Genomic DNA, 18,546 nt, shown 5'->3' on the forward strand with positions numbered 1-18,546 from the left:
TTTGGGATGCTGTTAATTTACTGTCCGCACTGCGGCGAATTCCGCGAAGAAGAAGAGTTTAGTCCTAAAGGCCAAGCGCACATCGCAAGGCCAGCCGACCCAGATGGGTGCAGCGATGAGGAGTGGGGTAAATACATGTATTTTCGCTCTAATCCGCGCGGCTTACATCATGAAATGTGGGTGCATTCGGCGGGCTGTCGCAAATTTTTCAATATGACTCGCGATACGCAAACCTACGAAATTAAAGAAGTTTACAAAATTGGCGAGCAACCTTCTGTGGTTGCCGAATAGAAGTGGCAGAATAACGCAAGGAGTGCACGATGGCACAGTTAAATCGGCTATCTAAAGAAGGTCGTATTGATCGCTCTCAGCCAGTCAGTTTTCATTACAACGGTCAGCAATATCAAGGCTACCAAGGCGACACATTGGCGTCCGCGCTGCTCGCTAACGGCGTTGATGTGATTGGCCGCAGTTTCAAATATAGCCGTCCGCGCGGCATCATTGGCGCAGGGGCCGAAGAGCCGAATGCGATCATGCAGCTTGGCGCGACCGAGGCGACACAAATCCCCAATGTACGTGCCACTCAGCAAGAGCTGTATAACGGTTTAGTGTGTGAGTCGACCAATGGTTGGCCAAATGTCGACAAAGATTTGATGGGGCTGCTCGGCAAAGTCGGCGGCTCAATGATGCCTCCGGGTTTTTACTACAAAACGTTTATGTACCCAAAATCGATGTGGGAAACTTATGAAACCTACATTCGTAAAGCCGCAGGCCTTGGTCGTTCACCTCTGGAATTTGACCCGGACCGCTACGAAACCGTCAATCAACATTGTGATGTGCTGATTGTTGGTGCAGGCCCTGCTGGCCTGACAGCTGCCTTGGTGGCGGCGCGCGCAGGCGCTCGAGTGATGATAGCCGATGAACAAAACGAATTTGGCGGCAGCTTACTCTCAAGCCGTGAATGTTTTGATGGCAAACCGGCGACCGAGTGGGTCGCTGAAGTAGTGGCTGAATTGTCCCAATATGATGATGTGATGCTACTGCCACGCTCAACCGTCAATGGTTATCACGATCATAACTTTTTAACCATTCATCAGCGCTGCAGCGATCACTTGAGCGATCGTGCGCCAAAAAACGTTGCTCGCCAGCGTTTGCACCGCGTGCGCGCTAAATGGGTGGTACTGGCAACTGGTGCGATTGAACGCCCATTGGTGTACGGCAACAACGATGTACCAGGCAATATGCTGTGCAGCGCCGTTTCCACTTACATTAACCGTTATGCTGTGGTTCCAGGCAAGAAATTGGTGGTAATGACCACCAACGATGGCGGTTACCAAACCGCGCTAGATTGGCATCGCAGCGGCAAACCTGTTGCGGCGGTGATTGATACGCGCAACGCGCCAAGCAGCTTAGTGATTGAGCAAGCCAAAGCCGAAGGGATTAACGTCATCACTGGCTCGGCGATCATTGAAGTCAAAGGCAGCAAACGCGTTAAAGCGGTGAAAGTGGCGAAAATCGATGCGCTGGGCAGCCGCGCGATCGGCAAGCCTTATGAACTTGACGCCGATACCGTCGCAACGTCTGGTGGTTGGAGCCCAACAGTGCACCTCTCTTGCCACACTGGCTCTCGCCCAGTTTGGGATGACGAGGCGATTGGTTTTGTCCCAGGCGCTTCACGTCAAAACCAGCTGATTGCAGGGGCGATCACTGGTAAATACACCACGTTGGATGCGCTATCGCAAGGCGTCGCTGCGGGGCTAAGCGCAATTGAATCGCTCGGTCTTAGCAAAGTTGAAGTGGTGTTGCCTAAGCTTGCCGATTTTGATCAGGCTAAACCGATGGCGCTGTTCCACATTCCTCATCCGCTTTCAACCTCAAAAGCGCCCAAACAATTTGTTGATTTTCAAAACGATGTCACCGCTGCTGGGATTGAACTGGCATGCCGCGAAGGGTTTGAATCCATTGAACATGTTAAGCGTTATACCGCGATGGGTTTTGGTACTGACCAAGGTAAGCTTGGCAACATCAACGGGATGGCGATTACTGCCGCAGCGCTAGGGCAAACCATTCCCGAAACTGGCACGACGATTTTTCGCCCCAACTATACACCGGTCACGTTTGGCGCGATTGTCGGACGTAACTGTAATGAACTGTTTGACCCGATTCGTTATACCGCGATGCACGAATGGCATTTGAAAAACGGCGCCAAATTTGAAGATGTCGGCCAGTGGAAACGCCCTTGGTATTACCCGAAAGCGGGCGAATCGATGCAGCAAAGCTTAAACCGTGAGTGTCAGGCTGTGCGTCAATCGGTTGGGATTTTAGATGCCTCAACCCTTGGTAAAATCGACATTCAAGGCAAAGACGCGCGCGAATTTATTGGCCGAATTTACACCAATGCGTGGGCAAAACTCGGCGTGGGTAAATGTCGCTACGGTTTAATGTGCGGCGAAGGCGGTATGGTGTTTGACGATGGTGTCACTTCTTGTTTGGGTGAGAACCATTTTCTGATGACCACCACCACAGGCGGCGCAGCCCATGTTCTAGAGTGGCTTGAGCTTTACCATCAAACCGAATGGCCAGAACTTGAAGTTTACTTTAATACCGTCACCGATCACTGGGCGACGGCAACCATCTCAGGACCGAACAGTCGTAAATTGCTTGCTGAGCTGACGGATTGCGATTTGAGTAAAGAAAATTTCCGCTTTATGGACTGGAAACAAGCCACCGTTGCAGGAGTGCCTGCGCGTATTTTCCGGATCTCATTTACCGGTGAGTTATCGTTTGAAATCAACGTGCAAGCCAACTACGGCATGCATGTTTGGGAAAAACTTATCGAACATGGCGCCAAATATGACATCACGCCATACGGCACCGAAACCATGCACATTTTGCGCGCTGAGAAAGGCTTTATTATCACCGGCCAAGATACCGATGGTTCCGTTCACCCTTACGATTTGGGTATGTCTTGGTGCGTGGGTAACAACAAACCGTTTAGCTTTATCGGCAAACGCGGAATGGCGCTGGAAGATTGTGCTCGTGAAGGGCGCAAGCAACTGGTCGGTCTCAAAACCGTCGACCCAAGTGTGGTGCTACCAGAGGGTTCGCAAGGGGTGATGGACCCTAATGCGCCAATTCCGGTGCCTATGGTTGGACATGTCACTTCAAGCTATTGGAGCGCCAACCTAGGTCGCAGCATCGCGATGGGCTTTATTAAAGGCGGTCATGAGCGAATGGGCGAGAAAATCTTCTATCCGCAAGTGGATGGCACTGTGATTGAAGCAGAAATTTGTAGTCCGGTATTTTTTGATCCACAAGGAGAGCGTCAAAATGTCTGATACCCAAATGCTTGACGAGCAAAAAACTCAGTTAGTCGACTTGATGAATCAAGTTCCCAACGGTGAAATTCAGGCGCAATCTCCTTTGCATCACGCCGATTTGGTCGGGCTTGCAAAAGCCAATCAGGCCAGTGCGGGCGTAGTGCTTAAAGAAAATAAGCTGCTGGGTCATTTGGTGCTGCGCTGCAATGGCAGTGATAAAAAGCAGTGCCAAGCGGTTAAACGGGCGCTGGGCTTAGAATTGCCGACCGATCCGCTTAGTAGTGCTGAGCATGGCGAATTCGCGATTCGTTGGTTAACGCCGGATGAGTGGCTGATTACCACACCTGGGCTGGCTGCTTTTGATGTCGAGAGTAAGCTGCGCGAGGTGATGCCTGGGCATTACTCTCTGGTCAACAGTAGCGGCGGTAACACCATCATCGAACTGTCTGGGCCTAATGCCATCGATGTGCTTAAAAAATCGACGCCAATCGATTTTCATCCCAAGGAATTTGCGGTGGGGAAAGTGGTGTCGAGCGTGTTTGCAAAGAGCAATGCGACCATTCGCCGCGTTGACGCCGATCGCTTTGAACTGGTGGTGAGGCGCAGCTTTGCTGACTACATCTGGTTGTGGCTGCAAGATGCCAGCCTTGAATACGGCCTGAATATCGAGCTGTAAAAGGCGGTTCGCTCACCACGTGAACAGAATTAAGCCGTTTAATGTTAAGCGGCTTAATTCGATATGGATAATCGCAAAGCGTTTATTTTTACACGCGAGTTTTTAAAAACGTCTTGCTGGTAAATGGCTTACTGGTAAATGGAAAGACCTGGAGTAACCCGATGAGTGAAAACCTCAAACCTTGGATTTTTACCGCCAATTGCCCAAGTACCATAGGTACGGTTGATGTTGTAACGCGCTATATGGCGCAGATGGGGCACTATGTTGAAGAGATTCTTTCGTTTGACGATAAAGCTTCGCAGCGCTTTTTCATTCGCATCGAATTTCGCCCAAATCCAGACGGTTTTAGCGTCGAGGAATTCAATCTCGCGTTCGCGCCGCGCGCTGAAACCTTCGCTATGCAGTGGCAGTTAACCGAGCCAGAGCATCGCACGCGAGTCGCGATTTTGGTCTCCAAGTACGATCATTGCCTCAACGATTTGCTGTATCGCTATCGTACTGGGCAACTTAATATTGAAGTGCCGCTGATTATCTCCAATCACCCTGATTTGGAAGAGCTTGCCGCGTGGCATCAAATTCCGTATTACCATTTGCCGATCAGCCGTGAAACCAAAGCGCAGCAGGAGCAGCAAATGGTTGAGCTCCTTGATGCCCATGATGTCGAACTGGTGGTGCTCGCGCGCTATATGCAAGTATTGTCGCCTTGGCTGTGTGAAAAACTCGAAGGCAAGGCGATCAATATTCATCACTCCTTGTTGCCCGGTTTTAAGGGCGCGCGTCCCTATCATCAAGCATGGGAAAAAGGGGTGAAAATGGTTGGTGCCACGGCGCACTACATCAACAACGATCTTGATGAAGGGCCGATCATCGCCCAAGGCATTCAGGAAGTGGGCCATGCGCAATACCCAGAGGAGTTGATTGCTAAAGGCCAAGATATTGAGCGCATTACGCTGTTTAATGCGGTTAAGCATCACATCGAAAAACGCGTATTTCTCTCGGGCAATCGCACCATAGTGTTGAGTCACTAAAACGCAGCCATATTATGACCAAATTCCATCACGGAATGGTGCCATCGTTAAATAACTTGAAGCGGCTGCTGAAATCGCAGTGGCTTGAAGAGGACAGGGTAAATGTCTATTAGCGTGTTTGATCTATTTAAAATCGGTGTCGGGCCATCAAGTTCGCACACGGTTGGCCCTATGTTAGCTGGCGCCACTTTTGTCGAAGAGATTGCCGCGCGCATGCCGCTAGATAGCGTTTCGCGCATCGTGGTAAAGCTATACGGCTCTTTAAGCGCAACCGGCGTGGGTCACGGTACCGATCATGCGGTGTTGATGGGGCTGATGGGCGAGCGCCCAGACAGTATCGACCCAAGTATTATCGCCCCTGCAATTGCAGCGATTAAAACCGCGCGCCAACTGCAGCTTGGCGGGCGTCAGAGTGTTGAATTTGATTGGCCGCGCGACATGCATCTGCTGCACGACAGTTTGCCGTTTCATCCTAATGCACTCGAGCTTTTAGCCATCGGCCATGATGAACATACGCTGCATCGCAACACCTATTACTCGATTGGTGGCGGATTTGTGATTGATGAGCAGCAAAGCCAAAGCGCTGCGCTAGTTTCCTCGACGCAAGCCGTGCCCTATGACTTTAATAGCGCCAAAGAGCTGCTCGAGTTATGTGAAAAACATAAGCTTTCGGTCAGTCAGTTGATGATGCTTAACGAGCTTACTTGGCGTGATGAAGTCACGGTGCGTGAGCAGCTACATACGATTTGGCAGGTGATGCGCGCTTGCATTGAACGTGGCCTTAGCCAAGAGGGGATTTTACCTGGCGGGCTCGCTGTGAGACGAAGAGCCAAAAGTTTTCACCTGGCGCTTAAGCAATGCTCGGCAAGCAATGTTATCAGCTCAACGCTTAACGGCATGGATTGGATCAATCTCTACGCCTTGGCCGTTAACGAAGAAAACGCTGCCGGTGGTCGCATGGTCACCGCGCCAACCAATGGCGCTGCCGGAATCATTCCTGCGGTGTTGATGTATTACATGGAATTCACGCCAAATCCTAACCCAGATCATGTGGTGGACTTTCTGCTTGCGGCGGCAGCGATTGGCGCACTGTGCAAAAAGAACGCTTCGATATCGGGCGCGGAAGTGGGATGCCAAGGTGAAGTCGGCTCTGCGTGCGCAATGGCAGCCGCTGGGCTGTGCCAGATATTGGGCGGAACGCCGAGACAGGTGGAAAATGCCGCTGAAATTGGCCTTGAGCACAACCTAGGTTTGACGTGCGATCCGGTTGGTGGCTTAGTGCAAGTTCCTTGTATTGAACGCAATGCCATTGCGGCGATGAAAGCCATCAATGCGGCGCAAATGGCGCTGCGCGGTGACGGTGAGCATTTTGTGTCGCTGGATAAAGTGATTAAGACCATGCGTGATACCGGAATGGATATGCAGGACAAGTACAAAGAAACCTCGCGCGGCGGATTGGCCGTTAATGTCATCGAATGCTGACGGCTGTCTTCATAAAAGATGTGAACTGGATAGAATTAGTTACGGTGATTAGCCTGTATTCTTGGTCGCTTCAAGCCCTTAACGGCAAATAGCAGAGTCGTGAATGAATGGTGATTTTCTGACTGCGGTTGCCAATGCTTTAGGGGCAATAAGTAACGTTAGGTAGAGAAGTAGGCTGACCATGACAGAATTCGACAAAATGATTTCCGGGCAAAGTTTTGATGGTGGCGCTCATGAAATCAGCGTGATTCGTGACCGTGCCACGGCGCTGATGGGCGAGTTAAACTATGCGTTAGAAGATGATAAACGCGAGGTTTTGTTGCAGCGTTTGTTTCGCCATTTTGGTGAAGGCAGCGTGGTACGTCCGCCATTTTCCTGTGAGTTTGGTGAAACGGTGTCGATTGGTGATAACACCTTTATCAATATGAACGCCCTGATGCTGGATGGCGCGCCGATCTCGATTGGCAGTAATGTACTGATAGGCCCTAACGCTCATTTTTACACCGCAGGGCATCCACTCGATTACCGCCGGCGCCGCAGTTGGGAGACGCGCTGCCTGCCTATTGTGGTTGAAAACGATGTGTGGATCGGCGGTAACGTGGTGATTTCACAAGGTGTCACCATTGGCGCGCGGTCGGTGATAGCCGCTAACTCGGTGGTCACTCGCGATGTGCCGTGCGATTCACTCTTTGGTGGCAGCCCAGCTAAATTGATTCGTCGCATCGAAGAAAACTTTGAGTAAGTGCCACACAAGAACGGGTTACTGTTTGGATGATCGAAATAAAAACAGCAGGCTTCGCCTGCTGTTTGTTTATTTGCGGCTCGCGTTTTAAAACTCGACCAATTGATTGGCGCATGGCTCACCAGCCATGACCTGACGAATATTGGTCAGCGTGGTATCGGCGATATTGTGCAGCGCTTCTTTGGTTAAAAATGCTTGGTGACCGGTGAACAGCACATTGTGGCAAGCCGATAAACGGCGAAACACGTCATCAACAATCACATCGTTGGATTTGTCTTGGAAAAACAGCTCTTTTTCGTTGTCATAAACATCCAAACCCAGCGCGCCAATTCGGCCTTGTTTGAGCGCTTCAATCGCCGCCACTGAATCAAGTAATCCACCGCGACTGGTGTTAATGATCATCACGCCGTCTTTCATTTTGGCAAACGCATGTTCATCAAGAAGATGGTAATTTTCTTCGGTCATCGGACAGTGCAACGTGATGATGTCACTTTTTTCAAACAGTTCCTCTTTACTGCAATAGGTTGCGCCAAGTTCGATCGCCAGCGGGTTCTCATAAGGATCGTAGCAAAGAACGTCCATACCAAGGCCTTTTAAAATCCGCATGGTTGCAATACCGATTTTACCAGTGCCGATCACCCCGGCGGTTTTACCAAAGAAGTTAAAGCCAACCAAACCGTCAAGCGTGAAGTTGGCATCACGGGTGCGCTGATAGGCTTTGTGATAGCGGCGGTTTAGGCACATCATCAGGCCAACGGCATGTTCGGCAACCGCTTCTGGCGAATATGCTGGCACGCGCACCACTTGAATTCCTAGGCTCTTTGCCGCAGCTAAATCAACTCGGTCAAAGCCGGCGCAGCGCATTGCAACCAGCTTGACGCCAAATTCTTTGAGCGCCTCGAGAACTGGTGCGGAGAGATCATCATTGACGAACGCGCACACCACTTGGCAGCCGTGGGCCATTTTGGCGGTTTTGTGGGTGAGCTGAAAATCGTGAAAATGCAACGTAATACCTTTATCGGTATTGGCGCGTTTAAGCGAAATTTCGTCATAAGATTTGGAACTGAATACGGCGACATTGATCATGACAAACTCCTAGTATGATCAGAAAAGGCGAGTAACGATTAATTAACACATTGATATAACGAATGGATAAGAAAATAAACCCTAAAATTTATGTGTCTAACACACTCAATTTGCAAGTTGCTACTTAAGGTTGGGATTCTTGGTGTGTTGTCATGCTTTATGGTGTTACATTGGCAGCGATAAAGTGAGCCAAATGATGAATGAATTATGTGCTGGCTTATCCATGTTAGCGAAAAAATATAAGGGAAATTATGTCAGGGAAATTGATGCCAAACGTAGAGTTATCGCCGCTTCAACAGCAGCACTATTCCACGCTTGAATTGCTCACTGTTCACCCCGAGCAGCTTAAATTTGTCGGTACTTTGCAAGAGATCTTGTGCAATGTATCTTCCTCCGTTCACCCAAATGTGGTGACGTTTGAGGGCGAAGTGGTGGGCTTTTTTCTTATCGATACCCACTACAGCGATGATTACAACTTTTGCCAAGGTGCTGCGCTGGGCTTACGAGCGTTTTTTATCGGTCAAGCTCATCAAGGCAAAGGGTTTGGCAAAGCGGCCACGGCAGCGCTCAAACCTTTTCTTAACCAGCACTATTTGAATGCAAGACAAATTTATCTCACCGTCAATTGCAAAAATCCGAGTGCTTACGCTTGTTACGTTGCGGCGGGTTTTGAGGATACAAGCGAGCTATACCATGGCGGCGCTGCCGGACCTCAGCATATTTTGCGTTTAGCGCTGATGTGAGGCAAACAGCATTCAAGCAATGTGCTAAAATCCGCCTCAAATTGAATCCGTTGGCTATTTCGATGCGACATATTAAAACCACCATTCATCCTCTCGTCACCCACTTAGATGACAAAACTGTGCGAAAGCGCCTTGCTGCGCGCGCTATTGTGCTCGATGGCGAAAATATTTTGCTGCTGTATACCGAGCGTTATCACGATTACACCATCCCCGGTGGTGGTGTCGATGATGGAGAAGATATTATCGCAGGGTTGGTACGCGAGCTTGAAGAAGAGACCGGTGCTCAGAATATTCGCAATATTAAACCGTTTGGTTTATTTGAAGAGTTTCGTCCTTGGCATAAAGATGATGCCGATGTGCTGCACATTATTTCTCATTGTTATACTTGCCAAGTGGACCGAGATCTGGGGCAAACTCGCTATGAAGAGTACGAAAAGAGTAACGGCATGAAGCCAGTATGGATGAACATTTTTGATGCTATTGCCCATAACGAGCAGACGATGGCTAAAAGCGATAAAAAAGGGTTAAGTATCGAACGCGAAACCCATTTGCTGCAACTCGCAGCCAAAGAGTTGCTCTAGATTAAAAAAACGTCGCTTTCGCGGCGTTTTTTATCGCCGATTACTGGGTTAAGGTCATATTTTTCCTATCTTTAACTTTGATGTTGCGCCATCACATTGCCAGTTTTCTTAGGATCGGCAAAGATAATAAAAATAGGGAATAGCATTTAAAATGGACAAATACTCCGCAAAATACCGCTAAAACTTAACTAATTCGTTATTTCCCCTATACTTATATCAATGATTGATTTATAAAACTTCTCATTCGTATTCAAGGTATGAACGTGGTCACGTCATACAAGGAGAGATTCATGGGGCATTTACCACGGTTGATTCTCAGCGCGTCATTGGCGCTTGTTTCGGCAACAAGCTACGCCAAAGTGATTGAAACCACCACGTTAGTCGGGTTTGGAGAAGCAAAATATCCAGCGGGTTTTACGCATTTTGACTACGTCAATCCACAGGCGCCAAAATATGGCAAAGTGACGTTTGGCGTGGTGGGGACGTACGATAATTTTAACCGCTACGCTTCTCGCGGCGCGGCGGCGCAGGGAACCGAAGAGCTCTATGATTCGTTGATGTATTCGCCGAAAGACGAAATCGACAGCTACTACCCACTGATTGCACAAAACATTCGCTACTCCGATGATTACTCTTGGATGGAAATTAGTATCAATCCGAAAGCGCGTTTTCAAGATGGTGTGCCCATTACCGCCCACGACGTGGCATTCACCTTTGATAAGTTTATGGCCCAAGGAGTGCCGCAGTACCGCGTATATTACAAAGACATCAAGTCGGTGACGGCGCTGGATGATCTGACGGTGCGCATCGAAATGAACACACCTAATCGCGAGAAACTGTTCAGCTTTGCGCAAAATACTGCGGTCTTGCCTAAGCACTTTTGGCAAGACAAAGACTTTTCTCAGCCGCTCAGCACCCCACCTGTCGGTAGCAGCGCCTATAAAGTGATTGCTTATAAACCGGGGCAAAGTGTGACTTATGGTTTAGTCGATAATTATTGGGCTGCGGATCTACCGGTTAACGTCGGCCGCAACAACTTTGCCGAAGTGGAATACGATTACTATCGTGACAGCACCGTGATGCTCGAAGCCTTCAAAGCCGGGGAGTTTGATTTACAAATGGAGAACTCGGCCAAGTTCTGGGCAAGCTCCTACACCGGCGCTAACTTTGATAAAGGCTATATCAAAAAGGAAGAGATCACTCACCATAAACCTCAGCCTGCACAAGGGTTTGTATTTAATATTCAGCGACCAATTTTTCACGACCCTAAAGTACGCGAAGCGCTGAATTATGCACTGGATTTTGAGTGGATGAACAAGAATATGTTCTACAACCAATATCAGCGCGTGAGAAGTTATTTTCAAAACACCGACTATGAAGCCAAAGGTTTGCCGAGCGAGCAAGAACTAGCAGTGCTTGAACCGTTTAAACAGCAAGTTCCAGCTCGAGTGTTTAGCCAAGAGTATCAACCACCAGTGACCGATGGCTCCGGGCATATTCGCCCTCAAATGCGTCAAGCGTTTGCACTATTTAAACAAGCAGGTTGGGAGCTTAAAAGCGGAGTACTGAGAAACGTCAAAACCGGTAAACCGTTTGAATTTGAGCTGATGATCTACAGCCCTACCGCCGAGCGAGTAGCGATTCCACTGCAAAAGAATCTCAAACGCATGGGCATCAAAATGCGTATCCGCACTATAGATACGACCCAATATCTCAAGCGCTTGCGCGATCGTGACTTTGACATGGTGTCATCAGGTTTTGCTGCTAACGCATATCCAAGCTCTAATTTACTGTTTTCATGGAACTCAAAGTTCATTGATTCGACTTATAACACCGCAGGTGTACTTGATCCTGTGGTCGATGCGCTTACCGATGACATTGCCAAAAACCAGCAGCATCCGCAAAAGCTATTGTATTTAGGGCGCGCGCTTGATCGCGTGTTGCAGTGGAATTTTTACATTATTCCCCAATGGTATTTAAGCAAATATCGCGTGGCGACTTGGGATAAGTTTGAGCGTCCTGAGGTAATGCCAACCTATGATTTGGGTGTTGACACTTGGTGGGTTTCGCAGCAAAAAGCCGCGAAATTGCCAGAAAAACGTCGTTAAGAGGACAATATGGCTGCTTATATTTTTCGTCGTTTGCTGCTGGTGATCCCAACTTTATGGGCGATCATCACCATCAATTTTTTCATTATTCAAATTGCGCCGGGCGGCCCAGTGGAACAGGCCATCGCGCAAGCACAGGGGATGGGTTCTGGCATTATGGAGCGCCTTTCTGGTGGCGGTTCGGAAGTAAAAGTAGACTCAGGGGAAGGGCACAGCGGCTATAAAGGTTCGCGCGGACTTGACCCTGAAGTGGTTGAAGCGATCAAACAGCAATTTGGTTTTGATAAACCGATTCTAGAACGTTACGTCGAGATGCTGAAAAATTACGCCACATTTAATTTTGGCGATAGTTTGTTTAAAGGCGGTAATGTTATCGACTTAATCAAAGAGCGTTTACCTGTCTCGATTTCCCTCGGTGTTTGGAGCACGCTGATCATTTATCTGGTGTCGATTCCGCTTGGGATTTACAAAGCGATTCATCATGGTTCGCGCTTTGATGTGTGGTCGAGCGCTTTAGTGATCATTGGCTATGCGGTACCTGGCTTTTTGTTTGCGATTTTGCTGATTATCGTGTTTGCCAGTGGCAACTATTTCGATTGGTTTCCGCTGCGCGGGTTAGTCTCTTCCGATTTCGACCAAATGACTTGGTATCAGCAAATCGGCGATTACTTTTGGCATTTGGCCCTGCCGATCACCGCTATGGTTATCGGCGGATTTGCTGCGTTAAGTATGCTGACTAAAAACTCGTTTCTCGATGAAATTAACAAGCAATATGTGGTGACCGCGCGGGCCAAAGGGCTTGATGAGGGCAGTATTTTATACAAACACGTGTTTCGGAATGCCATGTTGATCATCATCGCCGGTTTTCCAAGTGCGTTTATTGCGATGTTTTTTACCGGTTCAATGCTGATTGAAGTGATGTTTTCGCTCGAAGGTATCGGCCTACTGGGATTTGAGTCGACCATTCAACGCGACTACCCAGTGGTATTTAGCTCTTTATATATCATGACGTTATTGGGATTACTGCTGAGTATTATCTCTGATTTAACTTACACTTGGGTCGATCCTCGCATCGATTTTGAGGCGCGCTAATGTTGTTGAAATCAAACAAAACGCCCAATCCACTTAATCAAGCACGCTGGTTGCGTTTTCGTGCTAACCGCCGCGGATATTGGTCGCTGTGGATCTTTGCGCTGTTGTTTATCATCAGTTTATTTGCCGAGCTTATCGCCAACGACAAACCGTTAGTGGTGCACTACGGACAAGGTTGGTATTTCCCGGTGACGAAGAGCTATAGCGAGCTGACTTTTGGCGGTGAGTTTGATATCGAAGCGGATTACACCGACCCGTATATTCAAGACAAAATCGACCAGAACGGCTTTGTTGTTTGGCCGCCGATTCGCTTTCACTACGATACCATCAATTACGATATCGCTGGTGTATTGCCCTCAGAGCCAGATAGCGTCAACTGGCTTGGCACCGATGACAAAGGCCGTGATGTGCTGGCACGAATCATCTATGGCTTTCGTATCTCGGTGCTGTTTGGCTTTGTATTGACCGCGGTCTCGACACTGATAGGGGTGTTTGTTGGTGCGACGCAAGGCTATTACGGCGGTTGGATAGATTTGCTTGGCCAGCGTTTTATCGAAGTCTGGTCGGGTATGCCAACGCTGTTTTTATTGATCATTTTATCGAGTTTTATCGAACCGAACTTTTGGTGGTTACTTGGCATTATGGTGCTGTTTAGTTGGATGAGCTTGGTTGGTGTGGTGCGCGCTGAATTCTTGCGTTGTCGCAACTTTGATTATGTGCGCGCGGCGCAGGCGATGGGCGTTGATGATAAGCGCATTATGCTCAGACACATGCTGCCAAACGCTATGGTTGCATCATTGACTATGATGCCCTTTATCCTGTCGGGCTCGGTGACGACCTTAACGTCACTCGATTTCCTTGGCTTTGGTTTGCCTGTCGGTTCGCCTTCGCTGGGCGAGTTATTAGCGCAGGGTAAAGCCAATTTACAAGCGCCATGGCTTGGCATTTCCGCGTTTGCGGTGCTTTCTATTATGCTCACTTTGCTGGTGTTTATTGGCGAAGCGGTGCGTGATGCTTTTGACCCTCATCAGCAAGGACGATAATCATGGCAACGACGGTTTTAGACATTCGTAATTTGTCGGTTGGCTTTGGCCGCGCAGGCAGTATTGACCCAGTGACCCATGACGTCAGCTTCTCGCTTAAACGCGGAGAGACACTGGCTTTAGTCGGCGAAAGTGGCTCAGGAAAATCGGTCACCGCGAATGCAATATTAAAATTATTGCCGAAAGGGTCGGCCCATTACCTCAATGGCGAGATTTGTTTTGGCGATACCAATACGCTGCGCTGCTCTGAGCGAGAGCTACGCGGAATTCGCGGCGGGCGCATTGGTATGATTTTCCAAGAGCCGATGGTTTCACTCAACCCTTTGCATAAAATTGGTAAACAGTTGGTGGAAGTCGTCGGGATTCACCGTGGCTTACGTACCAGCCAAGCCCAACAACTGGCACTGCAGTGGTTGGAGAAAGTGGGTATTCGTCACGCCAAACAAAAACTAAACGCATACCCGCATGAGCTTTCTGGTGGTGAGCGCCAGCGAGTGATGATAGCGATGGCGCTGATTAATGAGCCAGAGATCTTAATTGCTGATGAGCCGACCACCGCACTGGATGTATCGGTGCAGGCGCAAATTCTTGATCTACTTGTACAGTTGCAGCAAGAACTTGGTATGGCGATGCTGTTTATTACCCACGATTTGAGTATCGTACGCCGCATCGCCGACAACGTGTGTGTGATGCAAAATGGCCGTTTGATTGAAAGCGCGCCGTGTCAAACGCTGTTCGAATCGCCATCCCACCCCTATACCCAAAAGCTGATTGATTCTGACCCTAAAGGCACGCCGGTATCGATGCCAAGCGATGTGCCAACGCTGCTGAGTGTTGATAATCTGAAAGTGTGGTTTCCCATTACTGGCGGCGTGTTTAAGCGCGTGGTATCGCATGTCAAAGCGGTGACGGATATGGGCTTTGAACTCAAACGTGGTCAATCTATGGGCCTGGTTGGTGAAAGTGGTTCTGGGAAATCCACCACTGGCATGGCGATTTTAAAATTGGTGGCGTCGCAAGGTTCGATTTGTTATCAAAACCAAGAGTTGCAAGGGCTGGATCGCAAGGCGATGTTGCCATTTCGACGCAAGATGCAAGTGGTGTTTCAAGACCCGTTTTCGGCGCTCAATCCAAGAATGTCGGTTGCACAAGTGATAGGTGAAGGGTTGCGCGTTAAGGTCGAGGGGCAGGCTAAACTGGATGAGGCTGAAATTGATGCGCGCATTTGTGCGGTGATGCGCGAGGTTGAACTCGATCCACAATCACGTCACCGTTATCCCAATGAGTTTTCAGGTGGTCAGCGTCAACGCATCGCCATTGCGCGCGCGCTGATTTTAAAGCCAGAGTTTCTCTTGTTGGATGAACCGACCTCTTCATTGGATAGAACGGTGCAAGCGCAGGTGTTGCAATTACTTAAAGATTTGCAGGCCAAGCATGGCCTTACGTATTTGTTTATCAGTCACGATTTGAATGTGGTGAAATCACTGTGTCACTACACCATAGTGATGAAAAATGGCCAAGTGGTTGAGCACGGTGAAACAGAGACACTATTTGCTACGCCTAAGCAAGATTACACCCGCCAATTAGTTGAACTGTCCAGCGTCCACTGATTGCAACTTGGCGAAAAAAAAAACCGCAAAGCGTTTGAGCGATTGCGGTTTTTTATTGGGCGTTATTCAGTGATGTAGAGCAGGGCATATTAAATCTCCGTGTAGTGACTGGCGCTGGCCAGTGACAGAGGTTTTGAATACCAATAGCCTTGTAAAAAGGCGACGCCCATTTGTGAGAACTTGTGGTGCATGTCGGCGTTTTCGATGCCTTCAATCACAATGTCGACGTTATAGCTACGACACAAATCGGTGATAAAACGTAAGTACTCGTAGGTCGCTGGGTTAGTTAAGCTTTTCCAAGCGAGGTTTTTATCCACTTTAATTTGGCTAAGTGGTAAATCGAAAAAGCTGTGCAGTGAGCTATAGCCAGAACCAAAATCGTCGAGCGATAAGCGAAATCCATATTCATTCAGTTTTATCAGTTGGCGAATGGCTTTTTTGTTGCCATCGATAATGATGGTTTCGGTCAATTCCAAAACGATGTTATCGGTATCGACGCCTTCACGTTCGGCAAGCATGCGTACTTGCTCGGGAAAGTGGTTATTAAGGATCTGCAAAACCGAAACGTTAATGTTTACCCGTACCAAACGCTGATGCAGTTTTTGATACTCTTTAATGAAATGGCAGGCTTTTTCAAACACCAAATAACCTAAATCGACAATGAAGCCTTTCTTTTCAGCGACAGCGATAAATTCATCAGGATAAATCTCTCCCCACTCTTTGCTGCGCCAGCGCACTAAGGCTTCAAAACTAGCGATCTGATTGGTTGACGCGCTGACAATAGGTTGAAACTTAACTGTTAACTGTTGCTCGTTAATGGCTTTTTTCAGCTGTTGCTCGATGTAGAAGTGGCGATCAACCTTGTTTTTGGTGGAATCGATATAAATGCCGATATTGGTGAAGTTATTTTCTCCGGCAAATTTGCAGGTCCGCGCAGCGATTTTCACCAGTTCAGTTGCTGACAACGACTTATCGAAATTGGGGTAAATACCAATGTTCATATCTTTGCCATACAAATGTCCGTCTAAGTCGATGGCTTTACGATAACTTTGCAAAATCCGCTCACCCAGTTTTTGAATATCTTGGGGATCATAATAACCTTTGACCAATATAGCGAAATCGTCCGAATGGACACGGTAGACATCGACGAAATGGTCGGGAAATTGGTTTAAGGTTGTTATTAGGTGGTTGAGCAGGTTTTGTAGAATTTGTTGGCCGTAAATATTCAAATAAGATTTCACATCGTCAATTTGCACATAGAGCAGTGAATAATCGCCCGATTGAGTTGCAGTAATATCGTCTATGTCGATGTGAAGCTTATTGGTATTGGAGAGTCCAGATTCTGTGTCGATAAAGGCGGCGCGGTGAATATAGCTTTCCATGGTTTTTTTATCGGAAATGTCTCGATGACAGCCGACCAAAAACACTTCACCGTCTATGGTCTTAGTAATCGCGGTGCCTTGTACCCAAATATATTGTCCGTCGGTGCGCCGTACTCGATATTCGGTACTTAAACGCTTACCTTCCATATTGGCATGCAGAGCTACGCGCCGTTGCAGTAATAGCCGGTCTTCTGGGTGAACTAAGTCGAGCCAAGCACTAAAGGAAGTGTGGCCAGGTTGAATACCAAACTGAGCGTAAAAGCTTGGGTTGTAATAGAACATTTGACTGCTATCGGCCATATAGAAAATACCATCACTAAACACGTCAAAAAGGTGTTTGAAATGGTTATCCATAAACAGATCGAGTTCGGCGCCAGAAAGCGGAAAGCCTTCCAGTTGAGATACGCCCTTCACCGTGAATTCACCTTGTGAATCATACTCTGTATTAGCCAATTGCCTGTGGGATTTATCATTCATTCGATAGTGACATGCCTCATTCCTTCGAAGGTATGTCGTTCCTTTTAGGGTTCTATTTTATAAAAGCATTAACCTGATTTATGTGTTTTACATGAATTATCGCCCAACGACCAGTCGAATTATCGCATTATTCAACTAAAGTTTAGTTTCAATGGTGACATGGTCACATATTGAACAGTTTATGACGTTTATTGATTCGAAATACGGAGTTCAGTGTATCCGGTTTGTGTATCGAATTCTCTAGAAAAGTTGAGATTTTTATAGCTATTTATGATGAGTTCTGCGGTGGTGTCGATAATACTTCCCTCCAGTAAATGTCCCCCAATGACGTCACCATTTTGTTTGGCTACTGCGATGTGCAGATGTTGATGATCAGGCGTTAGCGTGCCAATCAAAGAGACAATTTCAAACGCTTGATGCCAAATTTGGCTGTGCTGCGCGCCGGCAAGGCGCATATTGAGTACGCTTAAGCTGCCAACGCATGACACCACGGCGCCGGCTTCAATGTGATGGGTGGTAACTAAGTGTTGAATGGCTTGCTTTAAATCACTGCCGCGCGTCAACCTTACCGCGATGGGCTCAATGTGGTTCATGGCGAGTTCCTTCAATTAATTGCAACAAGGTGGGTAGCGCAGTATCGATATCATCAAGGCGTTTGGCTTTGCCTAGTACGCGAATACCTTGCATTTGGCACAGCACTAACGTCGCAAGTTCGTGTGCGGGCAGTTTGGCGGGTATCTGTTTATGGTCTTTGGCATACTGCAAGCAATCGGTAAAGCGCGCCAGTAGCAAGTCAAACAAACGGTGACCTCGTTCGAGCACAGTGTCGTCCTCACCGGCGTGTTCGATAAGGGCATTTTGCATAAAGCAACCACAACTCGAATGGCGTTGGCGTTTGGCAAATTCAAATAGAAACTGCTTTAGCTCGGGCCATCCTGCATCGGCTGCCGCCAATATTTCTATGCTCGGAAAAGAGATACGCTCTAAATAAGCGTCGAGGGCCATGTAATAGAGGTTTTGCTTGTCTCCATAGCTGTTATACAAGCTAAAACGATTAATTTTCAGCTTGTCGATAAGCTCTGAGATGGCGGTATTGGCGTAGCCTTTTTGCCAAAACAAGGTCATCGCGTCGAGCAATTTCTCATCTTTATCAAATTTTGATTTTCTTGCCATGTG

General features: G+C 48.0%; 16 protein-coding genes. 12 read left to right on the forward strand and 4 right to left on the reverse strand.

The features are described 5' to 3' along the window. Window positions 1–6 precede the first annotated feature (6 nt). The 6 genes from BLS03_RS10990 to BLS03_RS11015 all read left to right on the forward strand — a co-directional run bounded on the left by BLS03_RS10990 (window position 7) and on the right by BLS03_RS11015 (window position 7,248). Window positions 7–291, forward strand: a complete 285-nt coding sequence (locus BLS03_RS10990; RefSeq protein ID WP_093273529.1) for a sarcosine oxidase subunit delta — start codon at window positions 7–9, stop codon at window positions 289–291. Between the two features lie 29 nt (window positions 292–320). Further along, window positions 321–3,338, forward strand: a complete 3,018-nt coding sequence (locus BLS03_RS10995) for a sarcosine oxidase subunit alpha (protein WP_093273532.1) — start codon at window positions 321–323, stop codon at window positions 3,336–3,338. Continuing rightward, window positions 3,331–3,996 carry a sarcosine oxidase subunit gamma gene (locus BLS03_RS11000; protein WP_093273534.1) on the forward strand — a complete coding sequence of 222 codons (666 nt, stop codon included), beginning with the start codon at window positions 3,331–3,333 and terminating at the stop codon, window positions 3,994–3,996. The genes BLS03_RS10995 and BLS03_RS11000 overlap by 8 nt, the downstream gene beginning before the upstream one ends. A 161-nt stretch (window positions 3,997–4,157) precedes the next feature. Beyond that, window positions 4,158–5,024 (forward strand): formyltetrahydrofolate deformylase, encoded by an 867-nt coding sequence (purU, locus tag BLS03_RS11005; RefSeq protein WP_093273537.1) that lies wholly within the window; start codon window positions 4,158–4,160, stop codon window positions 5,022–5,024. A gap of 102 nt (window positions 5,025–5,126) precedes the next feature. Next, window positions 5,127–6,506: an L-serine ammonia-lyase gene (locus BLS03_RS11010; RefSeq protein WP_093273540.1), complete on the forward strand. Its 1,380-nt coding sequence runs from the start codon at window positions 5,127–5,129 to the stop codon at window positions 6,504–6,506. A gap of 181 nt (window positions 6,507–6,687) precedes the next feature. Further along, a complete protein-coding gene (locus BLS03_RS11015) occupies window positions 6,688–7,248 on the forward strand; it encodes a sugar O-acetyltransferase (protein ID WP_093273543.1) in 561 nt (186 codons plus the stop codon). A gap of 87 nt (window positions 7,249–7,335) precedes the next feature. Here BLS03_RS11015 and BLS03_RS11020 read toward each other — a convergent pair whose 3' ends face one another. Then, entirely contained in the window at window positions 7,336–8,334 is a 999-nt protein-coding gene (locus BLS03_RS11020) for a 2-hydroxyacid dehydrogenase (RefSeq protein WP_093273546.1), read from the reverse strand. A gap of 251 nt (window positions 8,335–8,585) precedes the next feature. On the opposite strand from BLS03_RS11020, the gene BLS03_RS11025 reads away from it, so the two are divergent. The 6 genes from BLS03_RS11025 to BLS03_RS11050 all read left to right on the forward strand — a co-directional run bounded on the left by BLS03_RS11025 (window position 8,586) and on the right by BLS03_RS11050 (window position 15,511). Then, on the forward strand, window positions 8,586–9,077 hold the full coding sequence (locus BLS03_RS11025; protein WP_245696663.1) for a GNAT family N-acetyltransferase: 492 nt from the start codon (window positions 8,586–8,588) through the stop codon (window positions 9,075–9,077). Window positions 9,078–9,139: 62 nt separating this feature from the next. Beyond that, window positions 9,140–9,658: an NUDIX hydrolase gene (locus tag BLS03_RS11030; RefSeq protein WP_093273550.1), complete on the forward strand. Its 519-nt coding sequence runs from the start codon at window positions 9,140–9,142 to the stop codon at window positions 9,656–9,658. A 290-nt stretch (window positions 9,659–9,948) separates the two neighbouring features. Beyond that, on the forward strand, window positions 9,949–11,766 hold the full coding sequence (locus tag BLS03_RS11035; protein ID WP_093273553.1) for an extracellular solute-binding protein: 1,818 nt from the start codon (window positions 9,949–9,951) through the stop codon (window positions 11,764–11,766). Window positions 11,767–11,775: 9 nt separating this feature from the next. After that, entirely contained in the window at window positions 11,776–12,858 is a 1,083-nt protein-coding gene (locus tag BLS03_RS11040; protein ID WP_093273555.1) for a microcin C ABC transporter permease YejB, read from the forward strand. Beyond that, a complete protein-coding gene (locus BLS03_RS11045; RefSeq protein ID WP_093273558.1) occupies window positions 12,858–13,901 on the forward strand; it encodes an ABC transporter permease in 1,044 nt (347 codons plus the stop codon). Before BLS03_RS11040 ends, BLS03_RS11045 begins: the two co-directional genes overlap by 1 nt. 2 nt (window positions 13,902–13,903) lie before the next feature. Further along, a complete protein-coding gene (locus tag BLS03_RS11050) occupies window positions 13,904–15,511 on the forward strand; it encodes an ABC transporter ATP-binding protein (protein WP_093273561.1) in 1,608 nt (535 codons plus the stop codon). Between the two features lie 89 nt (window positions 15,512–15,600). On the opposite strand, the gene BLS03_RS11055 is transcribed toward BLS03_RS11050, so the two are convergent. The 3 genes from BLS03_RS11055 to BLS03_RS11065 all read right to left on the reverse strand — a co-directional run bounded on the left by BLS03_RS11055 (window position 15,601) and on the right by BLS03_RS11065 (window position 18,543). After that, the gene (locus BLS03_RS11055; RefSeq protein ID WP_093273563.1) at window positions 15,601–17,370 is read right to left on the reverse strand and encodes an EAL domain-containing protein; all 1,770 of its coding nucleotides are present in this window, start codon (window positions 17,368–17,370) and stop codon (window positions 15,601–15,603) included. A gap of 188 nt (window positions 17,371–17,558) precedes the next feature. Further along, window positions 17,559–17,963, reverse strand: a complete 405-nt coding sequence (locus BLS03_RS11060; protein ID WP_093273566.1) for a PPC domain-containing DNA-binding protein — start codon at window positions 17,961–17,963, stop codon at window positions 17,559–17,561. Continuing rightward, on the reverse strand, window positions 17,950–18,543 hold the full coding sequence (locus BLS03_RS11065) for a TetR/AcrR family transcriptional regulator (RefSeq protein ID WP_093273569.1): 594 nt from the start codon (window positions 18,541–18,543) through the stop codon (window positions 17,950–17,952). Before BLS03_RS11065 ends, BLS03_RS11060 begins: the two co-directional genes overlap by 14 nt. Window positions 18,544–18,546: the final 3 nt, after the last annotated feature.

This window comes from Vibrio xiamenensis (assembly GCF_900100015.1).
Taxonomy (GTDB): domain Bacteria; phylum Pseudomonadota; class Gammaproteobacteria; order Enterobacterales; family Vibrionaceae; genus Vibrio; species Vibrio xiamenensis.

What these genes read in the sequence shown, in the direction of transcription:
- BLS03_RS10990 (WP_093273529.1), top strand. Translation starts at nt 7, where the DNA reads ATGCTGTTAATTTACTGTCCGCACTGCGGCGAATTCCGCGAAGAAGAA.
- BLS03_RS10995 (WP_093273532.1), top strand. Translation starts at nt 321, where the DNA reads ATGGCACAGTTAAATCGGCTATCTAAAGAAGGTCGTATTGATCGCTCT.
- BLS03_RS11000 (WP_093273534.1), top strand. Translation starts at nt 3,331, where the DNA reads ATGTCTGATACCCAAATGCTTGACGAGCAAAAAACTCAGTTAGTCGAC.
- purU (WP_093273537.1), top strand. Translation starts at nt 4,158, where the DNA reads ATGAGTGAAAACCTCAAACCTTGGATTTTTACCGCCAATTGCCCAAGT.
- BLS03_RS11010 (WP_093273540.1), top strand. Translation starts at nt 5,127, where the DNA reads ATGTCTATTAGCGTGTTTGATCTATTTAAAATCGGTGTCGGGCCATCA.
- BLS03_RS11015 (WP_093273543.1), top strand. Translation starts at nt 6,688, where the DNA reads ATGACAGAATTCGACAAAATGATTTCCGGGCAAAGTTTTGATGGTGGC.
- BLS03_RS11020 (WP_093273546.1), bottom strand. Translation starts at nt 8,334, where the DNA reads ATGATCAATGTCGCCGTATTCAGTTCCAAATCTTATGACGAAATTTCG.
- BLS03_RS11025 (WP_245696663.1), top strand. Translation starts at nt 8,586, where the DNA reads ATGTCAGGGAAATTGATGCCAAACGTAGAGTTATCGCCGCTTCAACAG.
- BLS03_RS11030 (WP_093273550.1), top strand. Translation starts at nt 9,140, where the DNA reads ATGCGACATATTAAAACCACCATTCATCCTCTCGTCACCCACTTAGAT.
- BLS03_RS11035 (WP_093273553.1), top strand. Translation starts at nt 9,949, where the DNA reads ATGGGGCATTTACCACGGTTGATTCTCAGCGCGTCATTGGCGCTTGTT.
- BLS03_RS11040 (WP_093273555.1), top strand. Translation starts at nt 11,776, where the DNA reads ATGGCTGCTTATATTTTTCGTCGTTTGCTGCTGGTGATCCCAACTTTA.
- BLS03_RS11045 (WP_093273558.1), top strand. Translation starts at nt 12,858, where the DNA reads ATGTTGTTGAAATCAAACAAAACGCCCAATCCACTTAATCAAGCACGC.
- BLS03_RS11050 (WP_093273561.1), top strand. Translation starts at nt 13,904, where the DNA reads ATGGCAACGACGGTTTTAGACATTCGTAATTTGTCGGTTGGCTTTGGC.
- BLS03_RS11055 (WP_093273563.1), bottom strand. Translation starts at nt 17,370, where the DNA reads ATGAATGATAAATCCCACAGGCAATTGGCTAATACAGAGTATGATTCA.
- BLS03_RS11060 (WP_093273566.1), bottom strand. Translation starts at nt 17,963, where the DNA reads ATGAACCACATTGAGCCCATCGCGGTAAGGTTGACGCGCGGCAGTGAT.
- BLS03_RS11065 (WP_093273569.1), bottom strand. Translation starts at nt 18,543, where the DNA reads ATGGCAAGAAAATCAAAATTTGATAAAGATGAGAAATTGCTCGACGCG.